Below are 17,995 nucleotides of genomic sequence, written 5' to 3'. Positions count from 1 at the left end.
CTAAGTCGTTGTGGTGGAAAGTCTTCGGTGATTACTTGGCGGCGCGGCGCTCGAGCGGGAGCCAGCCGAAGGAGTCGACGGAGACGCCGGTCGACGGCTTGTACTCGAGGCCGACCCAGCCGCGGTAGCCGTTGGCCTCGAGGGCGGTCAGCTGCTCGTCAAGCTTCAGCTCGCCGGTGCCCGGCTCGTTGCGGCCCGGGTTGTCGGCGATCTGCACGTGCGCGATGCGGGCGGTGTGCTCGGCGATCACCTTGTCCACGTCATCGCCGTTCACGGCGAGGTGGTAGAGGTCCGCGAGCAGGCCGATGTTGGATACGCCGGAGGCCGCCTGCACCTTGTCGATCACGGCCAGGCCGTCGACCGCCTTCAGCAGCGGGTAGCGGGGAGCACCGGAAGCGGGCTCGACCAGGATGGTGGCACCGATGCGGTTCGCCGCGATGGCAGCCGCCGCCAGGTTCTCCACGGCCAGCTCGTCCTGCTGCTCGGCGGTGGCGTCGTCCACGCGGTTGCCGTACAGCGCATTGAAAGCCTTGATGCCCAAGCGCTCTCCGATGCCGACGGTCACGTCGATGTTGTCCTTGAACTCCGCGGCGCGGGCCGGCCACGACACCAGGCCGCGGTCGCCGCCGGGCATGTCACCGGCGAAGAAGTTGAGGCCGATCAGCTGCACGCCCGCGTCCTGCACGGACGCCACGAACGCGTCCACGTCCTTGTCGGACGGCACGGCTTCGGCGAAGGGCCACCAGAATTCGATGGCGTCGAAGCCCGCGGCCTTGGAAGCGGCGGCGCGCTCCAGGATCGGCAGCTCGGTGAACAGCAGTGAGCAGTTCACGGCGTAGTTGAGCGAGTGAGTCATGGAATCCCTCCAGTCGTTTCCGCAGAGCGTCTTTCGAGCTGCGTCTTTCCAGGCGTCTGCCCTATTTTCCGCAATGCGGAAATGTTTTTCTGGGATATGAAAATGCTAATGCTCCCAGAACAATCCCGTCAAGGAGTCCCGGGAGCTACTAGCCAGTACTGTGCGGACCTACGATCGGCGGATGTCGTCCTCGAGACGATCGCCCAGTTCGTCCTTCGCATCGTCGGCCGCCGCGAACACCGAAGCGCCGGGCTTGTTTCCACGCTTGATCTCGTTGAACGCCAGGTTCAACACGATCGCCGCGATGGCTGTCGCCGAGATGCCGGAGTGCATGACCACCCCGATACCGGTCGGGAACTTGTCCCAGAATGTCGGTGCGGCAATGGGGATCACGCCCACCCCGACCGCTACGGCCACCAGGACCATATTCAGGTTGTCGGTGAAGTCGACCCGGGCCAGCGTGCGAATACCGCTCGCCGCAACGGAACCGAACAACACGATGCCCGCGCCGCCGAGGACGGGATACGGAATCCCGGCCACCACGGCACCCACGATGGGGAACAGGCCCAGCAGCGCCAGTACGACACCGCCTGTCGCGACCACGAATCGGCTCTTGATGCCGGTGAGCGCGACCAGCCCCACGTTCTGCGCGAAAGCGCTGCACGGGAAGCTGCCGAAGATCGGTGCGACTCCCGAGGACAGCATATCGGCCCGCAGACCGGCCGCCACCCGCTTGGAATCGGCTTCGGTACCGACGATTTCGCTGATCGCGAGCACGTCGGCGGTGGTCTCCACCATGATCACCAGGATCACGATGGTCATGGACACGATCGCGCCGACCTGGAAGGTCGGGCTGCCGAAGTGCATGATCGGCGGCAGCGCGAAGATGTCGGCCTTGCGGACTCCGGAGAAGTCCGTGTGGCCGGTCATGGCCGCGATGATCGTGCCGATCACCAGGCCGATGAGGATCGACAGTCGCGAGATCGCGCCCTGGAACAGGCGGCTGATCACCAGGATGATGACCAGGGTCAGGCCCGCGAAGCCGATATTGCCCATCGAGCCGTAATCGGCGGCCTTGGCGTTGTTGCCCATCGCCCACCGGAAAGCGGTGGGCAGCAACGAGAGTCCGATCACCGTGATGATCGTTCCCGTCACCACGGATGGGAAGAAGCGGACCAGCTTCGCGAAGAAACTGGAGAGGACGAGCCCGATAGCACCCGCGACGATGATCGCGCCGAAGACCGGCCGCAGCCCGCCCTCACTGGCGATGGTGACCATCGTCGAGACGCTGACGAACGAAATACCCTGCACGATCGGCAATCTGGAGCCGACCGGCCCGATGCCCAGGGTCTGTAGCAGTGTCGCCAGGCCGGAGACGAACAGTCCCGCTGTCACCAGCAGGGCCATGTCCGCCGTCGAGAGCCCGGCCGCACCTCCCACGATGAGCGGCGGTGCGATCACACCGCCGTACATCGTCAGGATGTGCTGAGTTCCGTAGACCAGGGACTGCCAGAGCGAATAACGCTGGTCCTCTGGACGAGTCACGGTCACTTCCACGCGGCTGTGGTCATCACCCATAGCCGCACCTCCTACTAGCTGTACGAAGAAGAACTCAGCGCGGTGCTGATCAGCAAAAGCCGGGGATGGCGGTCCACGCGTTGCCGGCGTCGCGCGCGTCGTCACGCTCGACGGTGGCCTCGATGAGGCCGTACGGACGGTCGGCGGCGATGAAGACCTCGCCCGGGTTGTCCAGGGCGAAGGGGCTCAGGTCCACCAGGAAGTGGTGCTTGTTCGGGGCCGAGAACTTGATCTCCGCGACCTCGGTGAACTGCTCGAGCACCGCGCGGCCCATCGAGTAGAGGGTCTGCTGCAGCGCGTAGGAGTGCACCACGGCGAACTGGCGCAGCAGCACCTTCAGGATGGCGTCGTAGGTCTTGTCCCAGTCGACATCGGTGTGGTTGTAGCGCCACTGGGCCACCAGCGAGGTCGCCATGATGCGATCGTTGGTCGGCTGCAGGGTGGTGTACTTGTCCTTGAAGAAGCCGTGGAACTCCGAGCCGGTGCTCTTGAGGAGTACGAGGTCCTTCACGCCGGAGACGATGTGCGCCACGCGGTCCGGGCCGACGCCGTCGACGTTCGCGACGGTGGTGCGGATGCCCTGGTTGGACTTCACGAACGAGTGATCGTGCGGCTGGCCGTCGACCTCGATGCGATCCCAGGAGTACTCCTCGACCTCGATGCGCGCACCGGTGGCGGTGGGCGCCCGGGAGATGAAGTGATCCGCGAGGGTCAGGGCGTACTCCTCGATGGAGTGGATGCCCTTCTCCTTGGCGAAGGCGAAGGCGGTGTTCTTCTGGGTGTCGGTGGGCAGCACGTCGGCCTGGTCACCGGTGATGTGGGCGTCGGAGAACTCACCGCGCAGCGAGGTCGAGACGTTCAGATCGCGGATCTGGTGGCGCGGGGTGTCGCGGTAGACGCGGACGACGCGGTTCTCGGCCTTGCCGTACTGGTTCTGTCCCAGCTTGATTGCCATGTGAGTTCAGCTTCCTCGGTAGGTGGAATAGGCGAAGGGGCTCATGAGCAGGGGCACGTGGTAGTGCTCGCCTGCTTGCCCGGCGACCTTGAAGGTGATCGAGACCGTCGGGTAGAAGTAGGTCTGATTCGTTGCGGCGGCATAGCTTTCGATGTCGAAGGTGAGGCGGTAGTTACCGGCCTCGAGACCCTCGGGGCCCAGATCCTTGATCCGGCCGTCGTCATCGGTCTTGCCTTCGGCCACGACCCGGACTTCCGGGCCGACCTGTTCCAGCCGCACCTCGACGCCGGCCGCGGGCTTGCCCAGCGCGGAGTCGAGGATGTGCGTCGTAATGGTGCTCACGCGTCGAATACCTTTCGCAGGCGGAGTACGGCGATCTTGCGGAGTTCCTCGGCGACGGTGGCCGCTTCGGTCTCGTCGTCGTTGGTGAGGCGCTCGTTGAGGCTCGCGAGGATCTGCTCGGCCGACAGGCCGGTGGCGCAGATCAGGAAGACCTTGCCGAAGCGCTTCTCGTAGGCGAGGTTGCCCTCGAGCAGCTGCGCGGCCACGGATTCGTCCTGGCTGACGCCGGACTGTTCCTGGCGCGACCACGCGGAGTGGGTGTCCTTGCCCTGTACCCGATCGCCGATGCGGGGGTGTGCTGACAGTGCGCGGTCCACCTCGGAGGCCGGGAGACCGGACGCCAGTTCATCGGCCCGGGCCAGCAGGCCGTCGATGTCGGCATAGGGCCGGGCCGCCAGCACGCCGTCCGCCCAGCTGGGGGCATCACAGCAGGTCAGCAGGACCGGCAAGAGTTCTTCACTCGCTGTCGAATTGAATTCGACCAACGTCACCATTGGCGCTACCTCTCTCGCATAGCGGAAGGGTGATTCCGCCACTGGAGAAGAGAGTGTCACGGGCCACAACAGTTCGTCAACATTTTGTTGAAAATATACCGAAATTGCTGGTCAGGACACTCAACAAGCACTGTTGAAACTGGGCCCGGAACGACGACAGCGGCGGACGGTCGATCCGGCAATCGACGTCCGCCGCTGATCATCGCAGCACCGGGGTTCAGGAGTGCTGCGGGGTCACCGATCCGGTTGCCAGAACATTGCTGGTTCGCGATCGGAAGAGCTGGTTGAGCACCAGGGCCGTCAGGCAGCCCGCGCTGATGCCCGAGGCCAGGATGACCGAGAACGGGCCCGGCAGACCGGCATAGAACGAGGGGGCCACGGTCGGGGTCATGCCGATGAACAGCGCGACACCGACGATCAGCGAGTTGATCGGGTCGCCCAGATCCGCCTTGGCGAGGGTGCGGATGCCGCTGGCGGCGACCGTTCCGAACAGGACCAGGCCGGTCCCGCCGAGCGCGGGCTTGGGCACCAGCTCGACCACCGCGCCGGCCACCGGGAACAGGCCCAGCAGGACCAGGAACGCGCCGCTGGCGGCCACCACGTAGCGGCTGTACATGCGGGTCAGCGCGACCAGTCCGACGTTCTGAGCGAATGCGCCACAGGCGAATCCGCCCATGACCGAGGCCAGCACGGTCCCGAGTCCGGCCGCGCGCAGACCGCCCGCGATCTGCTTCTCGTCGACCGGGCGCTCCACGATCTCGCCCAGCGCGATCATGGTCGCGGTGGACTCGGTCATCACCACGAGCATGACGATGCACAGCGAGACGATGGCGCCGATCTGGAATTGGGGCGCGCCGAAGTGCCAGGGCGGGACGAAGCCGATGATCGAGGCGTGGCCGACCGGACCCGTGTCCAGCAGTCCCAGCGGCCAACCCAGCAGCGAACCGGCGATGAGCCCGATGAGCAGCGCGAGCTGCCGTCCGAAGCCTTTGAGGAATCGATGGCACAGCAGCACGACGACCAGTGCGAACGCGGCGTCGGCCAGGTTCTTCATCGGCACATGCGCCTCGCCCATCGCGCCCTCGCCCGCGCCGCTGATCCAGCCGAGCGCGACCGGCAGCAGGGACAGACCGATGAGCGAGATGACCGTGCCGCCGACGATGGGCGGGAAGAACCGGTGCAGCCGTGAGAAATACGGGGCCGCGAAGACCGCCATGACACCGGCCACCAGGGTGGCTCCGAAGATGATCGGCAGCGCCTTGCCCGGCGCGGCTTCCTTGGCGATGGCCAGGATCGGGCCGACCGCGGCGAACGAGCCGCCGTTGATCAGTGGCAGCCGCGCACCGAACTTCCACCAGCCCAGCGACTGCAGCAGGGTGGCCAGGCCCGCGGTGAACAGGCTGGCGGTGATGAGCATGACCGTCTCGGGCGCACTCAGACCGACCGCCGCGCCGACGATCAGCGGCGGGGCGACGACGCCCGCGACCATGGCGGCGATGTGCTGCAGGCCGCCCGCGACCAGCTGGAACGGCGGCGGAACGACGTCGACCGGATGCCGCTCGAGTTCGGCGACCGTGCCGGAGGCGACCGAGATGGACGCCTCGCCCAGGTCTGGCGCGGCGGGGGTGGAATCGGATCCGGCAGGGGTGGATTCAGCACTCACAGCTAGCCCAGCCCCCCGTTTGGCGTGGCGTCGAATCGAGTTCTTTCAACGTCTCCATTGGCGCAACCTCTCTCGGATAGCGGAAGGGTCATTCCGCTATCCGAGAACAGTGGCACGCGCCACAAAGCACGGTCAACAATCCGTTGAAAATATATCTGTCGGCCGATTGGGATCGGCTAGGCGCGTTCGCGGTTCAGGTAGTTGTAGACCGTGAAGCGGGTGACCCCCAGCGCCGCCGCCACCGTCTCCGCGGACTTGCGGAAGGTGAACGCGCCCCGCTCTTCCAGCAAGCGCACCGCGCGCTGCTTGTCGGCGCGCGGCAGACCGGTCAGCGGGCCGCCGAGCTCCACCGCGACCTCCTCCAGGATCTTCTCCAGGCCGCCGAGCGGGTCGGGTTCGGGCTGGCCGAAGCGCACGCAGGCCAGCGTCTCGCCCTCCCAGACCACGGGAATGTCGTCGTCGGTGGCGTTTTCGGGGGCGACCAGGCGGCCGCCCGTCTTGTCCAGAATCGGGGCGAGGGTCACCAGCACCGGGTGCGTCTCGCCTGGCGAACGTTCAGTCATCCTGCTCGACCTGCATCGTCACTCTCGTCGCGCCGTGGGCGAAGGCGGTCACCATGATCTCGCCCAGCACCGGCAGTAGTTTGTCGTCCGCCCCGGACACCGAGGTGCCCAGCGGACCGAAATCGCATTCCAGACCGGCCGATTCGGCGAGTTCGAGGGCGGCCAGCGCATGCGGCGGGGCCTCCCCTTCGCCATGGAACGGTTCGGTCGTGAACTCCGCGCGTAGCCGCATGCGGGTCAGGCTACTATTCCGGCATTCGGAAACGGCTAGGGAGGACCGGCAAGTGCCCGCAGCAAAAGAGCCCAAGGGCACCGGAGGCGTGCAGTCCATCGAGCGTGCGTTCGGACTGCTCGAGCTCATGGCCGACGAGGGCGGCATGATGGGCCTGTCCCAGCTCGCCACGGAGTCGGGTCTGCCGCTCCCGACCATTCACCGGTTGGTGCGCACCCTGGTGGATCTGGGCTATCTGCATCAGGAGCCCTCACGCAAATATGTGCTGGGGCCCAAGCTGATCAAGCTCGGCGAGAGCTCCTCGCAGATGCTGTCGGTGCTGGCCCGCCCGCATCTGCAGCGACTGGTCGACGAGCTCGGCGAATCCGCGAATATGGCCATGCTGGACGGGGATCAGATCGTCTACGTCGCGCAAGTGCAGTCCCGGCACTCCATGCGCATGTTCACCGAGGTGGGCCGGCGCGCACTGCCGCACTGCACGGCCGTCGGCAAGGCGATACTGGCGGGCTCACCCCCCGACCTGACCCGAAACCTGCTGGCCCGCACCGGAATGCCGCGCTACACCGACAGCACGATCACCGATCCGGACGAGTTCGCCGCGCAACTCGCCGAGGCCGCGCGCACCGGCTACGCCATGGACGAGGGCGAGCAGGAGATGGGCGTGCGCTGCGTCGCGGTCGCGGTGCCGAAAGCCCCTGCCCGGCTGGCGATCTCGGTGTCCGGTCCGGTCGGCCGGATGACCGAGGAACTCGTCGAGCGGGCCGCGCCGCTGCTCACCGAAGTGGCCGAGGCGCTGTCCGAGGATCTGCGCTGAGGCGCTCAGGCATCGAGTTCGAGGTCGGAGATGGGGACCGCCTGACAGGGCAGGCAGTCGTCGTCCTCGAGGTGGGCGGTGTCGACGAAATGGCCGACGTCGCCCTTGGCCACGGTGCATCGGCAGCTCTCGCACTGGCCGACGCGGCAGCCGCTGCGCATCTCCAGGCCGGATTTCTCGGCCAGTTCGAGTAGCGTGCCGTCGCCGTTCGTCCAGGTGAGTTCACGGTCGGAGCGGGTGAAACGCACTGTGTAGCGGGCGTTCTCGGGAACCTCCAAGTCCCGATTCGGGGCGGTGAAGCGTTCGGAGAAGATCTCCCAGGCGGGTACCCCGCGCGACAGGAGATCGGTGCGGACCGTGGTGAGCATGGGCGCGGGGCCGCACAGGTAGAACCGGGCGCGGCGTTCGATCAGGCCGGTATCGACGGCGGCGGCGCCGACGCGGCCGTGGATGTCGTAATCCCGTTGCGGCACATCACCGGCGAGCGGGGCCGAGTAGTGGGTGACGATGCGCAGGCGAGGACCGATCTCGGCCGCGAGGTCGCGCAGGCGGTCGCGGAACGGATGGTCCGCGGAGTTCCGGACGCCGAAGTGCAGTACCACCTCGGGCGTCGTGCCACCGGTCGCGGCGAGGGTTTCCAAGTGGGCGAGGAACGGGGTGATGCCGATACCGGCCGCCATCATCACGATCGGGTTGTCGGTGTCGGTCGGGATGACGAAAGTTCCCGCTGGACTGCGAAGTTCGAGCCGGTCACCCACTCCGAGGGTGTCGTGGACATGCCCGGACAAGACGCCGCCCGGTACATGGCGGACCGCGAGCCGGTAGCCCGGCCGACCCTCGGCGCGGGCAGGTCCGGTGAGCGAATAGCTGCGGGCGACATCACTTTTCGTCGCCGTGCTGACGGTCAGATGCTGTCCGGCACGGTAGTCCGGCACCGGTGCGCCATCCTCGGGGATCAAGGACAGGGCGCGGATTCCCGGGCTGACCGCTTCCGCGGCGGCCACCGTGAAGGTGCGTGTGCCCTGCCAGGTGTCGTCCGCGGCCGCGGTGACCTGACAGGTGAAGGAGCGCAAGGGAACCGAGCCCGAGAGCGGATCCGCTTCCTCATCGCCCACGAGCAGGTTGTAGTTGCTTCCGTCCGGCCCGATCGGGTTCGCGCCGGGCAGGCCCAGGTCAGGATTCGCCTGCCACCAACCGTATTCACTGACGACCACTCGCGGATCCAAGGACTCGTCGAAGCGGGCCCGCATGCGCACGGTGCCGAGTTCGGTCGACAGCACCACCCACTGCCCTTCGGCGATACCGCGTTCGGCGGCCGTCGCCGGGGCGATGTCCAGGCTCGGTTCCGGGGAGCGGCGGCGCAGCGAATTGACCTGCCGGTGCTGACTGTGGCAGAAGTAGCCGTTCTTGGCACAGGTCAGCACGAGCGGGAAGGCCGCATCGGGCGCGGTGGGCGCGGTGAATTCGGGTACCGGTGAATAGCCGTGTGCGGCAAGGCGTTCGCTGTAGAACTCGACGCGGTTGGTGGGAGTGGCGAAACCGGCGCTGCGGTACTTGCGGTACTCGCGCGCCAACGGGAACCGCACGCCGCCGGGCTGTGCGCGCAGCTGTGCGACCGTCAGTCCCAGCGGTTCCAGCTGATGGTTCCAGCCCTGCTCGACCTCGCCGTCGAAGAACAGCTCGCCCATGCCCATGCGGGTCGCGAGGGCGAAGACGATCTCGGTATCGGAGCGCGACTCCCCCACCGGTTCGACCATCCGCTGCCGCAGTTGCACGTGCTCCTGGGCGCGGTGGCTCGCTTCGAAGCCGACCCGCAGGGCTTCCCGTTCCCACGGGCTGTTGGCGGGCAGCAGGATGTCGGCGTAGCGGGCGGTGGGGGTTTCGAACAGGTCCACCTGCACGTGGAAGTCCAGGGCCGCGAGCGCGCGGGCGGTTCGTTGCGAATCAGGTTGGGACAGAAGAATATTGGATCCGAATCCGACGAGGGCACGAACTCGGTAGGGCTCGCCGTCCAGGATGGATCGGCACAGGTCGCGAGCCGTGATCCAGCCCTGCGCCGGGGGTCCCAGCGGACGCTGCGCCAAGCCGAGGGTTTTCGCGCGTTGCTCGGGTGCGAGTTGCGTCGCGCGAGCGGAAACGGGGTTCACCGGCGGCCGCGGCAGGATGACATTGCCGCCGAGCGCGTCGAAGGATCCGGTCAGCGCGTAGAGGGTGGCGATGGCGCGCTCGGTCTGAGCGGCATTGGCGTGCTGGCCGATTCCGGTCCAGCCGTAATAGGACACCGAATCGGCCTGCGCGATCGCGTCCGCGAGGGCGGCGATGCGGGCGGGCTCGATCCAGGTCTCGCGGGCGACGCGATCCAGCGGCCACTCCCGGCAGGCGCGCGTGTAGTGCGCGAAGGCGGGAGCGCAGTCGACGACGCCCGCACGGGTGGCGACGCGACGGGTTCCGTACAGCGCGAATCGTTCCGGGGACATGGCCGGGAATCGGGTGTCGTACACCGCGGGCGCGTCGTCGTACTCGTCCCAGGCCACGTACCCGGTGGCGTCGGGCCAGATCTCGGCTGCTCGCAGAAACCGTCCGGTGTCCGCGCGGACCAGCAGCGGAGCATTGCTCCAGCCACGGACGAATCCCTCGTCGAATTCACCGCGCTCGATCAGCCGCCCGGCGAGTCCGAGCGCCAATGCGGCATCCGCGCCCGGCCGCACCCGCAGCCAATGGTCGGCGTGCAGCGCGCTGGTGGAGCGCCGCGGATCGATCACGGCCAGCCGCGCGCCCCGGGCCTGTGCCTCGGCCAGGTCGGTGGACTGGGCCAGCCAGGTCTTGGCGGGGTTGAAACCCCACAGGATCGCCAGATCGGTCGCGCCGAAATCCGGCACCGGCAGGGCGGTGCCGAAGGTGAAGGTGTGCGCCACATCCTTGTGCCAGTTGCAGATCTCGGTGCTGAAAACGGTATTCGGGCTGCCGAATCCGTGCACGAAACGATCGATCCACTCCATGCCGTCGGCCACCGCGGTGCCCGATGGCGTCGCCTGCGCGAACGCGACGGCCTCCGGGCCGTCGGTGGCGGCGATACCGGTCAGCCGGGCGGCGATCTCGTCGAGCGCCTCGTCCCAGCCGACGGGTTCCCAGCCCGGGTCCGGATCCCCCTTGGGGCGGGTGCGCCGCAGGGGCGTGGTGAGCCGGGACGTGCTGTGCACGATCTCCGGGGCCGATCGCCCCTTCGGGCACATCGACTTGCCGTTGGGATGCTCGGGGTCGGGGCGGACGCCCGTCAAGCGGCCGTTCTCGACGGTGTAGACAGCGCCGCATCGCGATTTGCAGAGCGTGCAGTATCCGGCGATCTCCATACCTTCAGGCTATGAAGACGACCACCCCGGTCATATGGACTAATGCCCCGAATTACGGCACGTAGAAGGTCGCCAAACCGGGCGTGTAGGTGCCGCCCGGGGTCAGCATCACCGCGACCTGCCCGACGCCCGTGTACAACGTTGCGGCGGAAGGGATTCCGTTCAGGCCGTTGGACAGGACGGCGTTGCCGGTCGCGCCCGTGGACAGGTTGATCCAGGTGACGGGTGTGGAGATCGAGCAACCCCAGCCCTGCGGCTGTGCGCCCGTGATGACGACCGCACCGGACTGCTCGCCGACCACGGCGGCGCAGCGGGCCGGGAAGGCGTCGAAGCTGCCGCCGGGAATCCCGTACGGCGCGGAGTTGATCTGAAAGGGAATGACGACGGGATCGGCGGCGGCCGTCCCGATCGCGGGTAACCAGCACAAGCCGAAAGCGGTACCGAGAACAGCAACCTGACGGGCGAATCTCATCACTCGCATCTCCTACGCAGCAATCTCTCCGGCGGTTCACGGCCGATTACCAGACAACAAGCGCGTAATCGACCCCATACAGCTCGCGAAAACTCGCGGACCAGGCAATTCGAAAAGGAATCCGCCATGACGACCCCCGAACCCGCCGCCACCCCGGAAGAGCCCCGAACAACCGAGCTCCCCGAAACTACCCCGGCGCCCGCAACCGTCCAGCCACCGACACCCGTCCGCCCGGCCAACAATATCGGCTGGGCCGTGGCGTCGCTGCTGTTCTTCTGGCCGCTCTCGTTCTCGGCATTCACCCACGCCCTCAATGTTTTTCCGCTGTGGAGCGAGGGTGATGCCGACGGCGCGCGGTATGCCTCTCGCCGTGCCCGCTATCTCGGCATCCTGTCGCTGTGGATCGGCGGTGCGCTGTTCGTCCTGTTCGCCGTCTGCTATCTGACGTTCATGCTGCTCCTGATCCACCACGGCCACCACGGCCATCACAACTGGGGTGGTCCGGGTCCGCATATGCGCCGCGGCTGACGCATCCAAACGGGTTCCGGTTTCGAATCCAGATGCGATAGGCATCGATGTTTCGGAATGAGGTTCCCTATGGGCACTGATCAGCCCACCAGTCCTGTTCGTCCCGTATCCCGACGCGCGGTCAGGTTCGCGGTCGCCGCGGCCCTCCCCTTATCCCTCGCCCTGCTCGGCACCGTCCCCGCGCAGGCCGAGGAGCCGCCGGCGGCCGTCCAACCGGCCACCGACATCCCCGATTCCCAGATCCGCATCGGCACAGTCCAACTCGACCAGCCCGTCTGGCTCACCGCCGAACAGACCCAGCAGATCAACTCCGCCGCCGCGGGAGCCGAATCCGCGCTGACCCAGTCCCTCGAGGCCGCGGGCCTCGACGCGGCCCACGCCACCCATGTCGCCAAGGCGGTCCTCGGTGACGCGGCGATCGGCGCGGCCGTAGGAGCCACCGCCGCCGCCCCGATCGCGAGCTCGGGCGCGGTCATCGGCGTGGTCGCGGGCCTGGTGGCCGGTCTCCCGTTCGCCCCGATCGGCCTGGTCATCGTCCCGGTCGTGGGCGCGGCCCTGGGCTACGCCATGGTCGCGGCGCCGTTCGCGGCGCTCGGCGCGGGAGTCGGTGCGGCGGTCGGCGCTGCCGACGGGTTCCTCAACGGCGTTCCCGCGAACTGACCGGCTCGCTTCTCCGGCCGCCTGCGGCAGCGTTGCACCGATAAAGCGTGGTCAGGGGCTAGGCTGGCCACGACGCCCGGGTCTTGACGCAGGTCGGCCGAGAGGAGTTTGCGATGAGCGCCGAGGATGCCGCTGCCGCACCGGCCATGGCCGGTGACCTGTCGGGGATCGTGGGGCGGCACTTGATCTACGCGTACGACAACGGGTGGAAGTACGAGCTCTACGTGCGCAATCCGCAGACCGTCGCGTTCCGGTGCCTGCAGGGGCCGATGTTCGGGCGCTGGTCCACCGCGCAGCCGGCGAAGATGCTCCAGCTCAGCGGGGACATGTACAAGATCGCCTGGGTCGAGCCGACCGGCACGGTCACCGTGCTCATCGCCTGGCTGTGCGAGCGCCGGATCCACACCACCATCTGCTATCCGCAGTGGATGCTCGACTACCCCGAGAGCACGCTCGGACGTTACGAGGACAGCCTCGACGAGATCACCGCCGAACGCGATCAGGGGCCGACCTATCCCCAGACCCTGGTCGCCTCGACGGGGCGGATCACCTTTCTCGAAACCCGAGACGCCGACGACGACACCGTCATCGACCGCGCCCCGGGCAAGCTCCCCCTCGACTACGCCAATCGCACCAACTGATCGCGGCCGGAGAAGCCGAGCCCGCTGTGAATATCGCATCTCGTTCATTGCGCTGTAACAGGTTCTAGCTAGGGTTCCCCGGGTGATCTTTCGACGTGATCGCTCCGGCCTCGCCGAGCTGACGCGCGATCCGCGCGCCGACCAGTATCCGATGCCGATGGTGCCCGAGGGCTGGTATGCCCTGCTGCGCAGCACACAGCTGCGGCCGGGCAAGATCGCGAATCTGCACTATTTCGGCCGGGCGCTGATCGCGTTCCGGGGCAGCGACGGCCGGGCCACGGTGCGCGACGCGCACTGCCCGCATTACGGCGCGCATCTCGGCGCCGGGGGCCGAGTCGTGGACGGACAGGTGGAATGCCCTTTCCACGGTTGGCGTTTCGACGCCGACGGCGTCTGCGCCTCCGCACCCTTCGCTACGCGTCCGCCGCGGGTGACGCTCGGAGGCTTCCCCGTTCGCGAACACAGCGGCCTCATCTTCGTCTATTTCGGTGCGGGAGAACCGAAGTGGGAGCTGCCCGAGATTCCCGAAGCCACCGACCGCGCCTACGCCCGTCCCATCGACGATGCCCTGCGATCGCGCATCCACATCCAGGAGATGCGTGAGAACATCGTCGACGAATCCCACTTCCACCACATCCACGGCCAGTCCGAGCCCCCGGTCCAGGACCTGATCCCCGACGGCCCCCGCGCCGAAATCCACAGCCGTTTCCGCAAATCCGTGCTCGGCTACTGGGTCGACAACAGCTTCGACGTCTTCATGTACGGCCCAGGCGTCATGGTCGTGCGCACCGCCGGCCCGATGATCACCATGACCGCCATCGCCCTCACCAACCCGATCGACGACACCACCAGCGAACTACGCATGCTCTACTACGTCCGTCGCAACCGAATCCCATTCGCGACACCGATTCTCAAACTCGCGTTCCGTCTGGTCGCCTTCGGCGAAGTCCGCGAGGAACTCGCGATCTGGGACCACAAGATCCACCGCCCCCGCCCGGTCCTGCTCCCCCACGAAAAGGGCATCAAGGCCCTCCGCCGCTGGTACGCCCAGTTCTACCCGGAACCCGACGCCGATATGCCCATTCGATTTCGTATGGACCACATGCGATCACCCATTTGATTGCCGTCTGCGCGGTCACCTAGCTTCGATTCTGCCCGGCGCACAATTCGATTGAGGAGATCGGCCGTGACCGACAAGGTTCTTTTCGCGCTGACCAGCCACGAAACCTTGGGAGACACCGGCCGCAGAACTGGCTTCTATATCCCCGAAGTCGCCCATCCGGCAGCGGTTTTCGAGGCGGCAGGCTATGAGATTTCGTACTGAGCGATGGCTCGTACCTGATTGCGGGAAAGCAGGTTCCGTCGTTCACCAATAACGAGGAGGCGGCAGTCTCACCGAGGTGATGCCGTTCCTGTTGCAGGACAAGCTCACCGAGCGTGGTGCGCGGCATGCCGGTGCACCGAATTTCGCCGAGCTGGCGATCAAGGAACTGGTCGACGCCTGACGACTCGCGTTCAGGACCACAGCCTGCCCTGCACAGCAGGCGCAGCTCGTCCGACAGTTGCGCCTCCCTCCGCGCAGACCCGGCACGACGATCGTCGGCACCTTGACCGGCTCGGCCTCGAACACGGTGCGCCAATACCGCCGGACCGATCTTCTCCGCCAGTTCGGGCGAGGCGGCCAGCACGAATTCCTCGTCGGCGAAGGGTGTCGCGGCGATGTCCCGTTCCCGCGGCCGCACGGTGGAGAGCACCAGATCCAGTTCGTCCGCGCGCAATCGCCGCAGCAGCCGATCCGCGGCAGCCGTCGGCTGGGCCCCGTTGGGCAAGCGCTCGAACAGCGCTCGCCCGAGGTGTTTTTCGAGATTGCGGATCTGATGCGTGACCGCGGGCTGCGATATCCCCAATTTCTGGGCGGCCTTCGTGAACGATCCCACTCGATAAATCGTCACAAACGCGCGCAGCCAGTTGAGCTGTACGGTCAAATAGTCCCCGGTTCGAATGAGCATGGCCCCCATCAGGTTCTGGACGGAGCATTGCACGTGCCAGCTGTGTCATCTTGCGCGCGACGGCTCCCACTTCGATCGTGCTGAGCGGCAGTGGGACGTACCTACATCCGGAGACATCGGCGCCGTTGCCATCGGGCTGGAGAGCACCGGCGACATCGCAGATGTAGTAGCACCGTGTCGACTCCCAGCCCCGCCTCGACTGCAGGTCGAAGAAGTACTCGGTGAACTCGGCGAGATGGGCCGGCTCGCCCACGAGGCGCAATCCCGTCTCTTCCAACAGCTCTCGGCCCAGAGCCTCGAGCCACCCCTCCCCCGGCTCGACACCGCCGCCGGGGAGGTCCCAGCGTCCATCGCGGCCGGTGCCGTCGCGCACCAGCAGGACCGCGTCGCCCCGCATCGCCACGACGTACGCCGATGTCCGCTGGACGAGTTCGGCATCCGCAACCAGATGGACATCGCCGTCGATGTCACGGCACAAGTAGGTCCTGCCCATTCCGCATCCACCCCATCCCGATGAACGAGAGCTTCCCGCCGACCGACCGAGGATACGGGCGAGCGTTCGCGCCGAACCGGGGCTAGGTTGGCGGCATGGCACTCTTGGGAACCACCGACCTCGATATCTACCCGCTGTGCTTGGGCGGAAACGTCTTCGGCTGGACCGCGGATCGGGAGCAGTCCTTCGCCGTACTCGACGCGTTCGCGGCCGCGGGCGGCAATCTCGTCGACACCGCCGACGCCTACAGCGCGTGGGTGCCGGGCAATTCCGGCGGCGAATCGGAGACGATCCTGGGCGACTGGATGGCCGCGCGCGGCAACCGGGACGCGATGTACATCGCCACCAAGGTGGCCAAGTCCCCCGCCCGCCCCGGCCTGAGCGCCGCCAATATCCGTGCGGCCGTCGATGATTCACTGCGCCGCCTGCGCACCGACTACATCGACCTCTACTACGCGCATCACGACGACAAAGAAGTCCCCCTCGCCGAGACCCTGGGCGCATTCGACGAACTGGTCCGGGCGGGCAAGGTCCGATACCTCGGCGCATCCCAGCACACCGCCCCGCGCCTGGCCGAAGCCCTGGCCATCGCCGACCGGGAGGGCCTGTCCCGATACCGGGTCGTGCAGCCCCAGTACAACCTGATGGACCGCACCGTCTACGAGGGCGAACTCGCCGACCTGTGCGTAGCCGAGAAGCTGGCGGTACTCCCCTACTACGGTCTCGCCATGGGCTTCCTCACCGGCAAATACCGCCCCGGCGACACCGACACCTCGGGCGCGAGTCCACGCGCCGCCGGCGCCCGCGCCTACCTCGACGACCGCGGCCTCCGAGTCCTCTCCGCCCTGGACGAAATCGCCACCGCCCACTCCGTCCCCGTAGCCGCCGTGGCCCTGTCCTGGCTCCGAGCCCAACCCGCCATCGCCGCCCCCATAGCCAGCGCCCGCACCGTCGCCCAACTCCCCGCCCTCCTCGCCTCCGCCGACCTGACCCTCACCCCCGCCGAGGTAACCCAACTCACCACGGCGTCCGTGCGTTGATCCCGACCGCTCCCCGCCGCCCCCAACCGGCCCGCGCGCCCCGCCTCATCTACCTGATCCTGGCAGCCCTCACCCTCCCCGTCGTCTTCGGCTGCGGCGCACTACTACTGATCATCTTCTTGGGCCCCCACTCCACCGACGATTCCACCCCACCCACCCAAACCTCACCCCGGGCCACCCAATCCGCCACCCCATCACCCCAGCCCACCCGCCACACTTGCTACCCATTCCAACCGGACTGCTGACATAGAGAAAGGCCCGGTCCTGGCGGACCGGGCCTTTTCCGGTGGAGCTGCCGGGAATCGAACCCGGGTCCTCCGCCGCATCTTCAGGGCTTCTCCGTGTGCAGTTCGCTAGGTCTCTGCTCGGATCTCTCGGTCACGCGAACAAGCCGAGATGACGATCCCAGTCGCTGTTGGATGTCCCGTCCGGCCCCGCGACCGGGTCGGACGGTAAAGCCCTCTAGCTGATGCCAGGGACCGGGTCGAGGGCGAACCCGGGCTGACAGACACGCTTCGTTGCTTAGGCAGCGAGAGCGTAGTCGCGCTGATGAGAATCGGCGCTTATAGGGTTACAGCGACGCTTATACGGTGGTCTCCTGCCTGCACCGACACGCTTCCCCTGAATCAACGTACGCAGTCGAAACCGTTCAGCCCCGAGAGTGTTCACCGATTCAGATGAACTGCCCGGCTCGCACCGGGCTACCTATCCTAACACCGAACAAACCTTGGTTCATTCCATTAACGCGCCGTCGACCGGCGGGTCTGGTGTTCAGCCGCGCATACCCTTGATGCGACGGCCGAGCTCGCGGGTGACCTCGCGTTCGGCGTCGCGTTTCGCCAGGTCCTGTCGCTTGTCGTAGTCCTGCTTACCCTTGGCGAGGGCCAGTTCGACCTTGACCTTGCCGTCGGAGAAGTACATGGACAGCGGGACCAGGGTGAGACTCGACTCCTTGGTCTTGCCGAGCAGCTTGTCGATCTCGCGGCGATGCAGCAGCAACTTGCGGGTGCGACGCGGCGCGTGATTGGTCCAGGTGCCGTGCCCGTACTCGGGGACGTGCAGGCCGCGCAGCCACACCTCGCCGTCGTCGATCGAGGCGTAGGCGTCCACGAGCGAGGCCTTGCCCTCGCGCAGACTCTTCACCTCGGTGCCGACCAGCGCGACCCCGGCCTCATAGGTCTCGAGGATCGAGTAGTTGTGCTTCGCCTTCTTGTTGCTGGCGATGACCTTGCGCCCCTTCTCCTTCATAACGCTCAACCTTAATTGCCGGGGCGACCGATTTATTCCTGGCCGTCGAGAACGACC

At 66.9% G+C, this 17,995-nt stretch carries 18 protein-coding genes, 1 other RNA gene and 1 pseudogene; 6 read left to right on the top strand and 14 right to left on the bottom strand.

All coding sequences use genetic code 11. The features are described 5' to 3' along the window. Positions 1-31 precede the first annotated feature (31 nt). The 8 genes from GPX89_RS29025 to GPX89_RS28990 form a co-directional block, all read right to left on the bottom strand. Positions 32-856, bottom strand: a complete 825-nt coding sequence (locus tag GPX89_RS29025) for a hydroxypyruvate isomerase family protein (protein ID WP_157390871.1) — start codon at positions 854-856, stop codon at positions 32-34. A gap of 168 nt (positions 857-1,024) precedes the next feature. Next, positions 1,025-2,434, bottom strand: a complete 1,410-nt coding sequence (locus GPX89_RS29020) for a nucleobase:cation symporter-2 family protein (RefSeq protein WP_157390870.1) — start codon at positions 2,432-2,434, stop codon at positions 1,025-1,027. A 49-nt stretch (positions 2,435-2,483) separates the two neighbouring features. Further along, a complete protein-coding gene (gene pucL, locus GPX89_RS29015; RefSeq protein ID WP_157390869.1) occupies positions 2,484-3,389 on the bottom strand; it encodes a factor-independent urate hydroxylase in 906 nt (301 codons plus the stop codon). 6 nt (positions 3,390-3,395) lie between these two features. Further along, positions 3,396-3,740 (bottom strand): hydroxyisourate hydrolase, encoded by a 345-nt coding sequence (uraH, locus tag GPX89_RS29010; RefSeq protein ID WP_218003364.1) that lies wholly within the window; start codon positions 3,738-3,740, stop codon positions 3,396-3,398. Continuing rightward, positions 3,728-4,225 (bottom strand): 2-oxo-4-hydroxy-4-carboxy-5-ureidoimidazoline decarboxylase, encoded by a 498-nt coding sequence (gene uraD, locus GPX89_RS29005; protein WP_157390868.1) that lies wholly within the window; start codon positions 4,223-4,225, stop codon positions 3,728-3,730. The genes uraH and uraD overlap by 13 nt, the downstream gene beginning before the upstream one ends. A gap of 217 nt (positions 4,226-4,442) precedes the next feature. Continuing rightward, entirely contained in the window at positions 4,443-5,888 is a 1,446-nt protein-coding gene (locus GPX89_RS29000) for a nucleobase:cation symporter-2 family protein (protein WP_328602428.1), read from the bottom strand. A gap of 176 nt (positions 5,889-6,064) precedes the next feature. Beyond that, positions 6,065-6,451: a helix-turn-helix domain-containing protein gene (locus tag GPX89_RS28995; RefSeq protein ID WP_157390867.1), complete on the bottom strand. Its 387-nt coding sequence runs from the start codon at positions 6,449-6,451 to the stop codon at positions 6,065-6,067. Continuing rightward, positions 6,444-6,683 carry a thiamine-binding protein gene (locus GPX89_RS28990; protein WP_157390866.1) on the bottom strand — a complete coding sequence of 80 codons (240 nt, stop codon included), beginning with the start codon at positions 6,681-6,683 and terminating at the stop codon, positions 6,444-6,446. The genes GPX89_RS28995 and GPX89_RS28990 overlap by 8 nt, the downstream gene beginning before the upstream one ends. A 52-nt stretch (positions 6,684-6,735) precedes the next feature. Here GPX89_RS28990 and GPX89_RS28985 point away from each other — a divergent pair, with 52 nt between their 5' ends. Further along, entirely contained in the window at positions 6,736-7,497 is a 762-nt protein-coding gene (locus GPX89_RS28985; RefSeq protein WP_328602427.1) for an IclR family transcriptional regulator, read from the top strand. A gap of 5 nt (positions 7,498-7,502) precedes the next feature. Here the strand turns inward: GPX89_RS28985 and GPX89_RS28980 are convergent, their stop codons facing one another. Together GPX89_RS28980 and GPX89_RS28975 are read right to left on the bottom strand one after the other, a co-directional pair. Beyond that, positions 7,503-10,847 carry a molybdopterin-dependent oxidoreductase gene (locus tag GPX89_RS28980; RefSeq protein WP_157390865.1) on the bottom strand — a complete coding sequence of 1,115 codons (3,345 nt, stop codon included), beginning with the start codon at positions 10,845-10,847 and terminating at the stop codon, positions 7,503-7,505. Positions 10,848-10,899: 52 nt separating this feature from the next. Next, positions 10,900-11,319: a hypothetical protein gene (locus GPX89_RS28975; protein ID WP_157390864.1), complete on the bottom strand. Its 420-nt coding sequence runs from the start codon at positions 11,317-11,319 to the stop codon at positions 10,900-10,902. A gap of 126 nt (positions 11,320-11,445) precedes the next feature. Between GPX89_RS28975 and GPX89_RS28970 the strand changes: the two genes are divergently transcribed. The 4 genes from GPX89_RS28970 to GPX89_RS28955 all read left to right on the top strand — a co-directional run bounded on the left by GPX89_RS28970 (position 11,446) and on the right by GPX89_RS28955 (position 14,268). Then, positions 11,446-11,847 (top strand): CD225/dispanin family protein, encoded by a 402-nt coding sequence (locus GPX89_RS28970; RefSeq protein WP_157390863.1) that lies wholly within the window; start codon positions 11,446-11,448, stop codon positions 11,845-11,847. 69 nt (positions 11,848-11,916) lie between these two features. After that, positions 11,917-12,507: a hypothetical protein gene (locus GPX89_RS28965; RefSeq protein ID WP_157390862.1), complete on the top strand. Its 591-nt coding sequence runs from the start codon at positions 11,917-11,919 to the stop codon at positions 12,505-12,507. A gap of 113 nt (positions 12,508-12,620) precedes the next feature. Further along, positions 12,621-13,148 (top strand): phenolic acid decarboxylase, encoded by a 528-nt coding sequence (locus tag GPX89_RS28960; RefSeq protein ID WP_157390861.1) that lies wholly within the window; start codon positions 12,621-12,623, stop codon positions 13,146-13,148. An 82-nt stretch (positions 13,149-13,230) separates the two neighbouring features. Then, positions 13,231-14,268, top strand: a complete 1,038-nt coding sequence (locus GPX89_RS28955; protein WP_328602426.1) for a Rieske 2Fe-2S domain-containing protein — start codon at positions 13,231-13,233, stop codon at positions 14,266-14,268. A gap of 19 nt (positions 14,269-14,287) precedes the next feature. Here the strand turns inward: GPX89_RS28955 and GPX89_RS43970 are convergent, their stop codons facing one another. Both GPX89_RS43970 and GPX89_RS45580 read right to left on the bottom strand, forming a co-directional pair. Next, the gene (locus tag GPX89_RS43970; protein ID WP_198347640.1) at positions 14,288-15,157 is read right to left on the bottom strand and encodes a LysR family transcriptional regulator; all 870 of its coding nucleotides are present in this window, start codon (positions 15,155-15,157) and stop codon (positions 14,288-14,290) included. 100 nt (positions 15,158-15,257) lie between these two features. Next, positions 15,258-15,650, bottom strand: a pseudogene (locus GPX89_RS45580) (NUDIX domain-containing protein); the annotation flags it as partial. A 95-nt stretch (positions 15,651-15,745) separates the two neighbouring features. On the opposite strand from GPX89_RS45580, the gene GPX89_RS28935 reads away from it, so the two are divergent. After that, the gene (locus tag GPX89_RS28935) at positions 15,746-16,690 is read left to right on the top strand and encodes an aldo/keto reductase (protein ID WP_157390859.1); all 945 of its coding nucleotides are present in this window, start codon (positions 15,746-15,748) and stop codon (positions 16,688-16,690) included. A 284-nt stretch (positions 16,691-16,974) separates the two neighbouring features. On the opposite strand, the gene ssrA is transcribed toward GPX89_RS28935, so the two are convergent. Together ssrA and smpB are read right to left on the bottom strand one after the other, a co-directional pair. Beyond that, positions 16,975-17,347, bottom strand: a transfer-messenger RNA (tmRNA) gene (gene ssrA, locus GPX89_RS28930). A gap of 114 nt (positions 17,348-17,461) precedes the next feature. Beyond that, on the bottom strand, positions 17,462-17,938 hold the full coding sequence (gene smpB / locus GPX89_RS28925; protein WP_157390858.1) for an SsrA-binding protein SmpB: 477 nt from the start codon (positions 17,936-17,938) through the stop codon (positions 17,462-17,464). Positions 17,939-17,995: the final 57 nt, after the last annotated feature.

The sequence above is a fragment of the Nocardia terrae genome, from assembly GCF_009760405.1.
Lineage (GTDB): Bacteria > Actinomycetota > Actinomycetes > Mycobacteriales > Mycobacteriaceae > Nocardia > Nocardia terrae.
The sequence above is the reverse complement of the archived record's forward strand: the minus strand, read 5'-3'. Positions and strand labels throughout refer to the sequence as shown.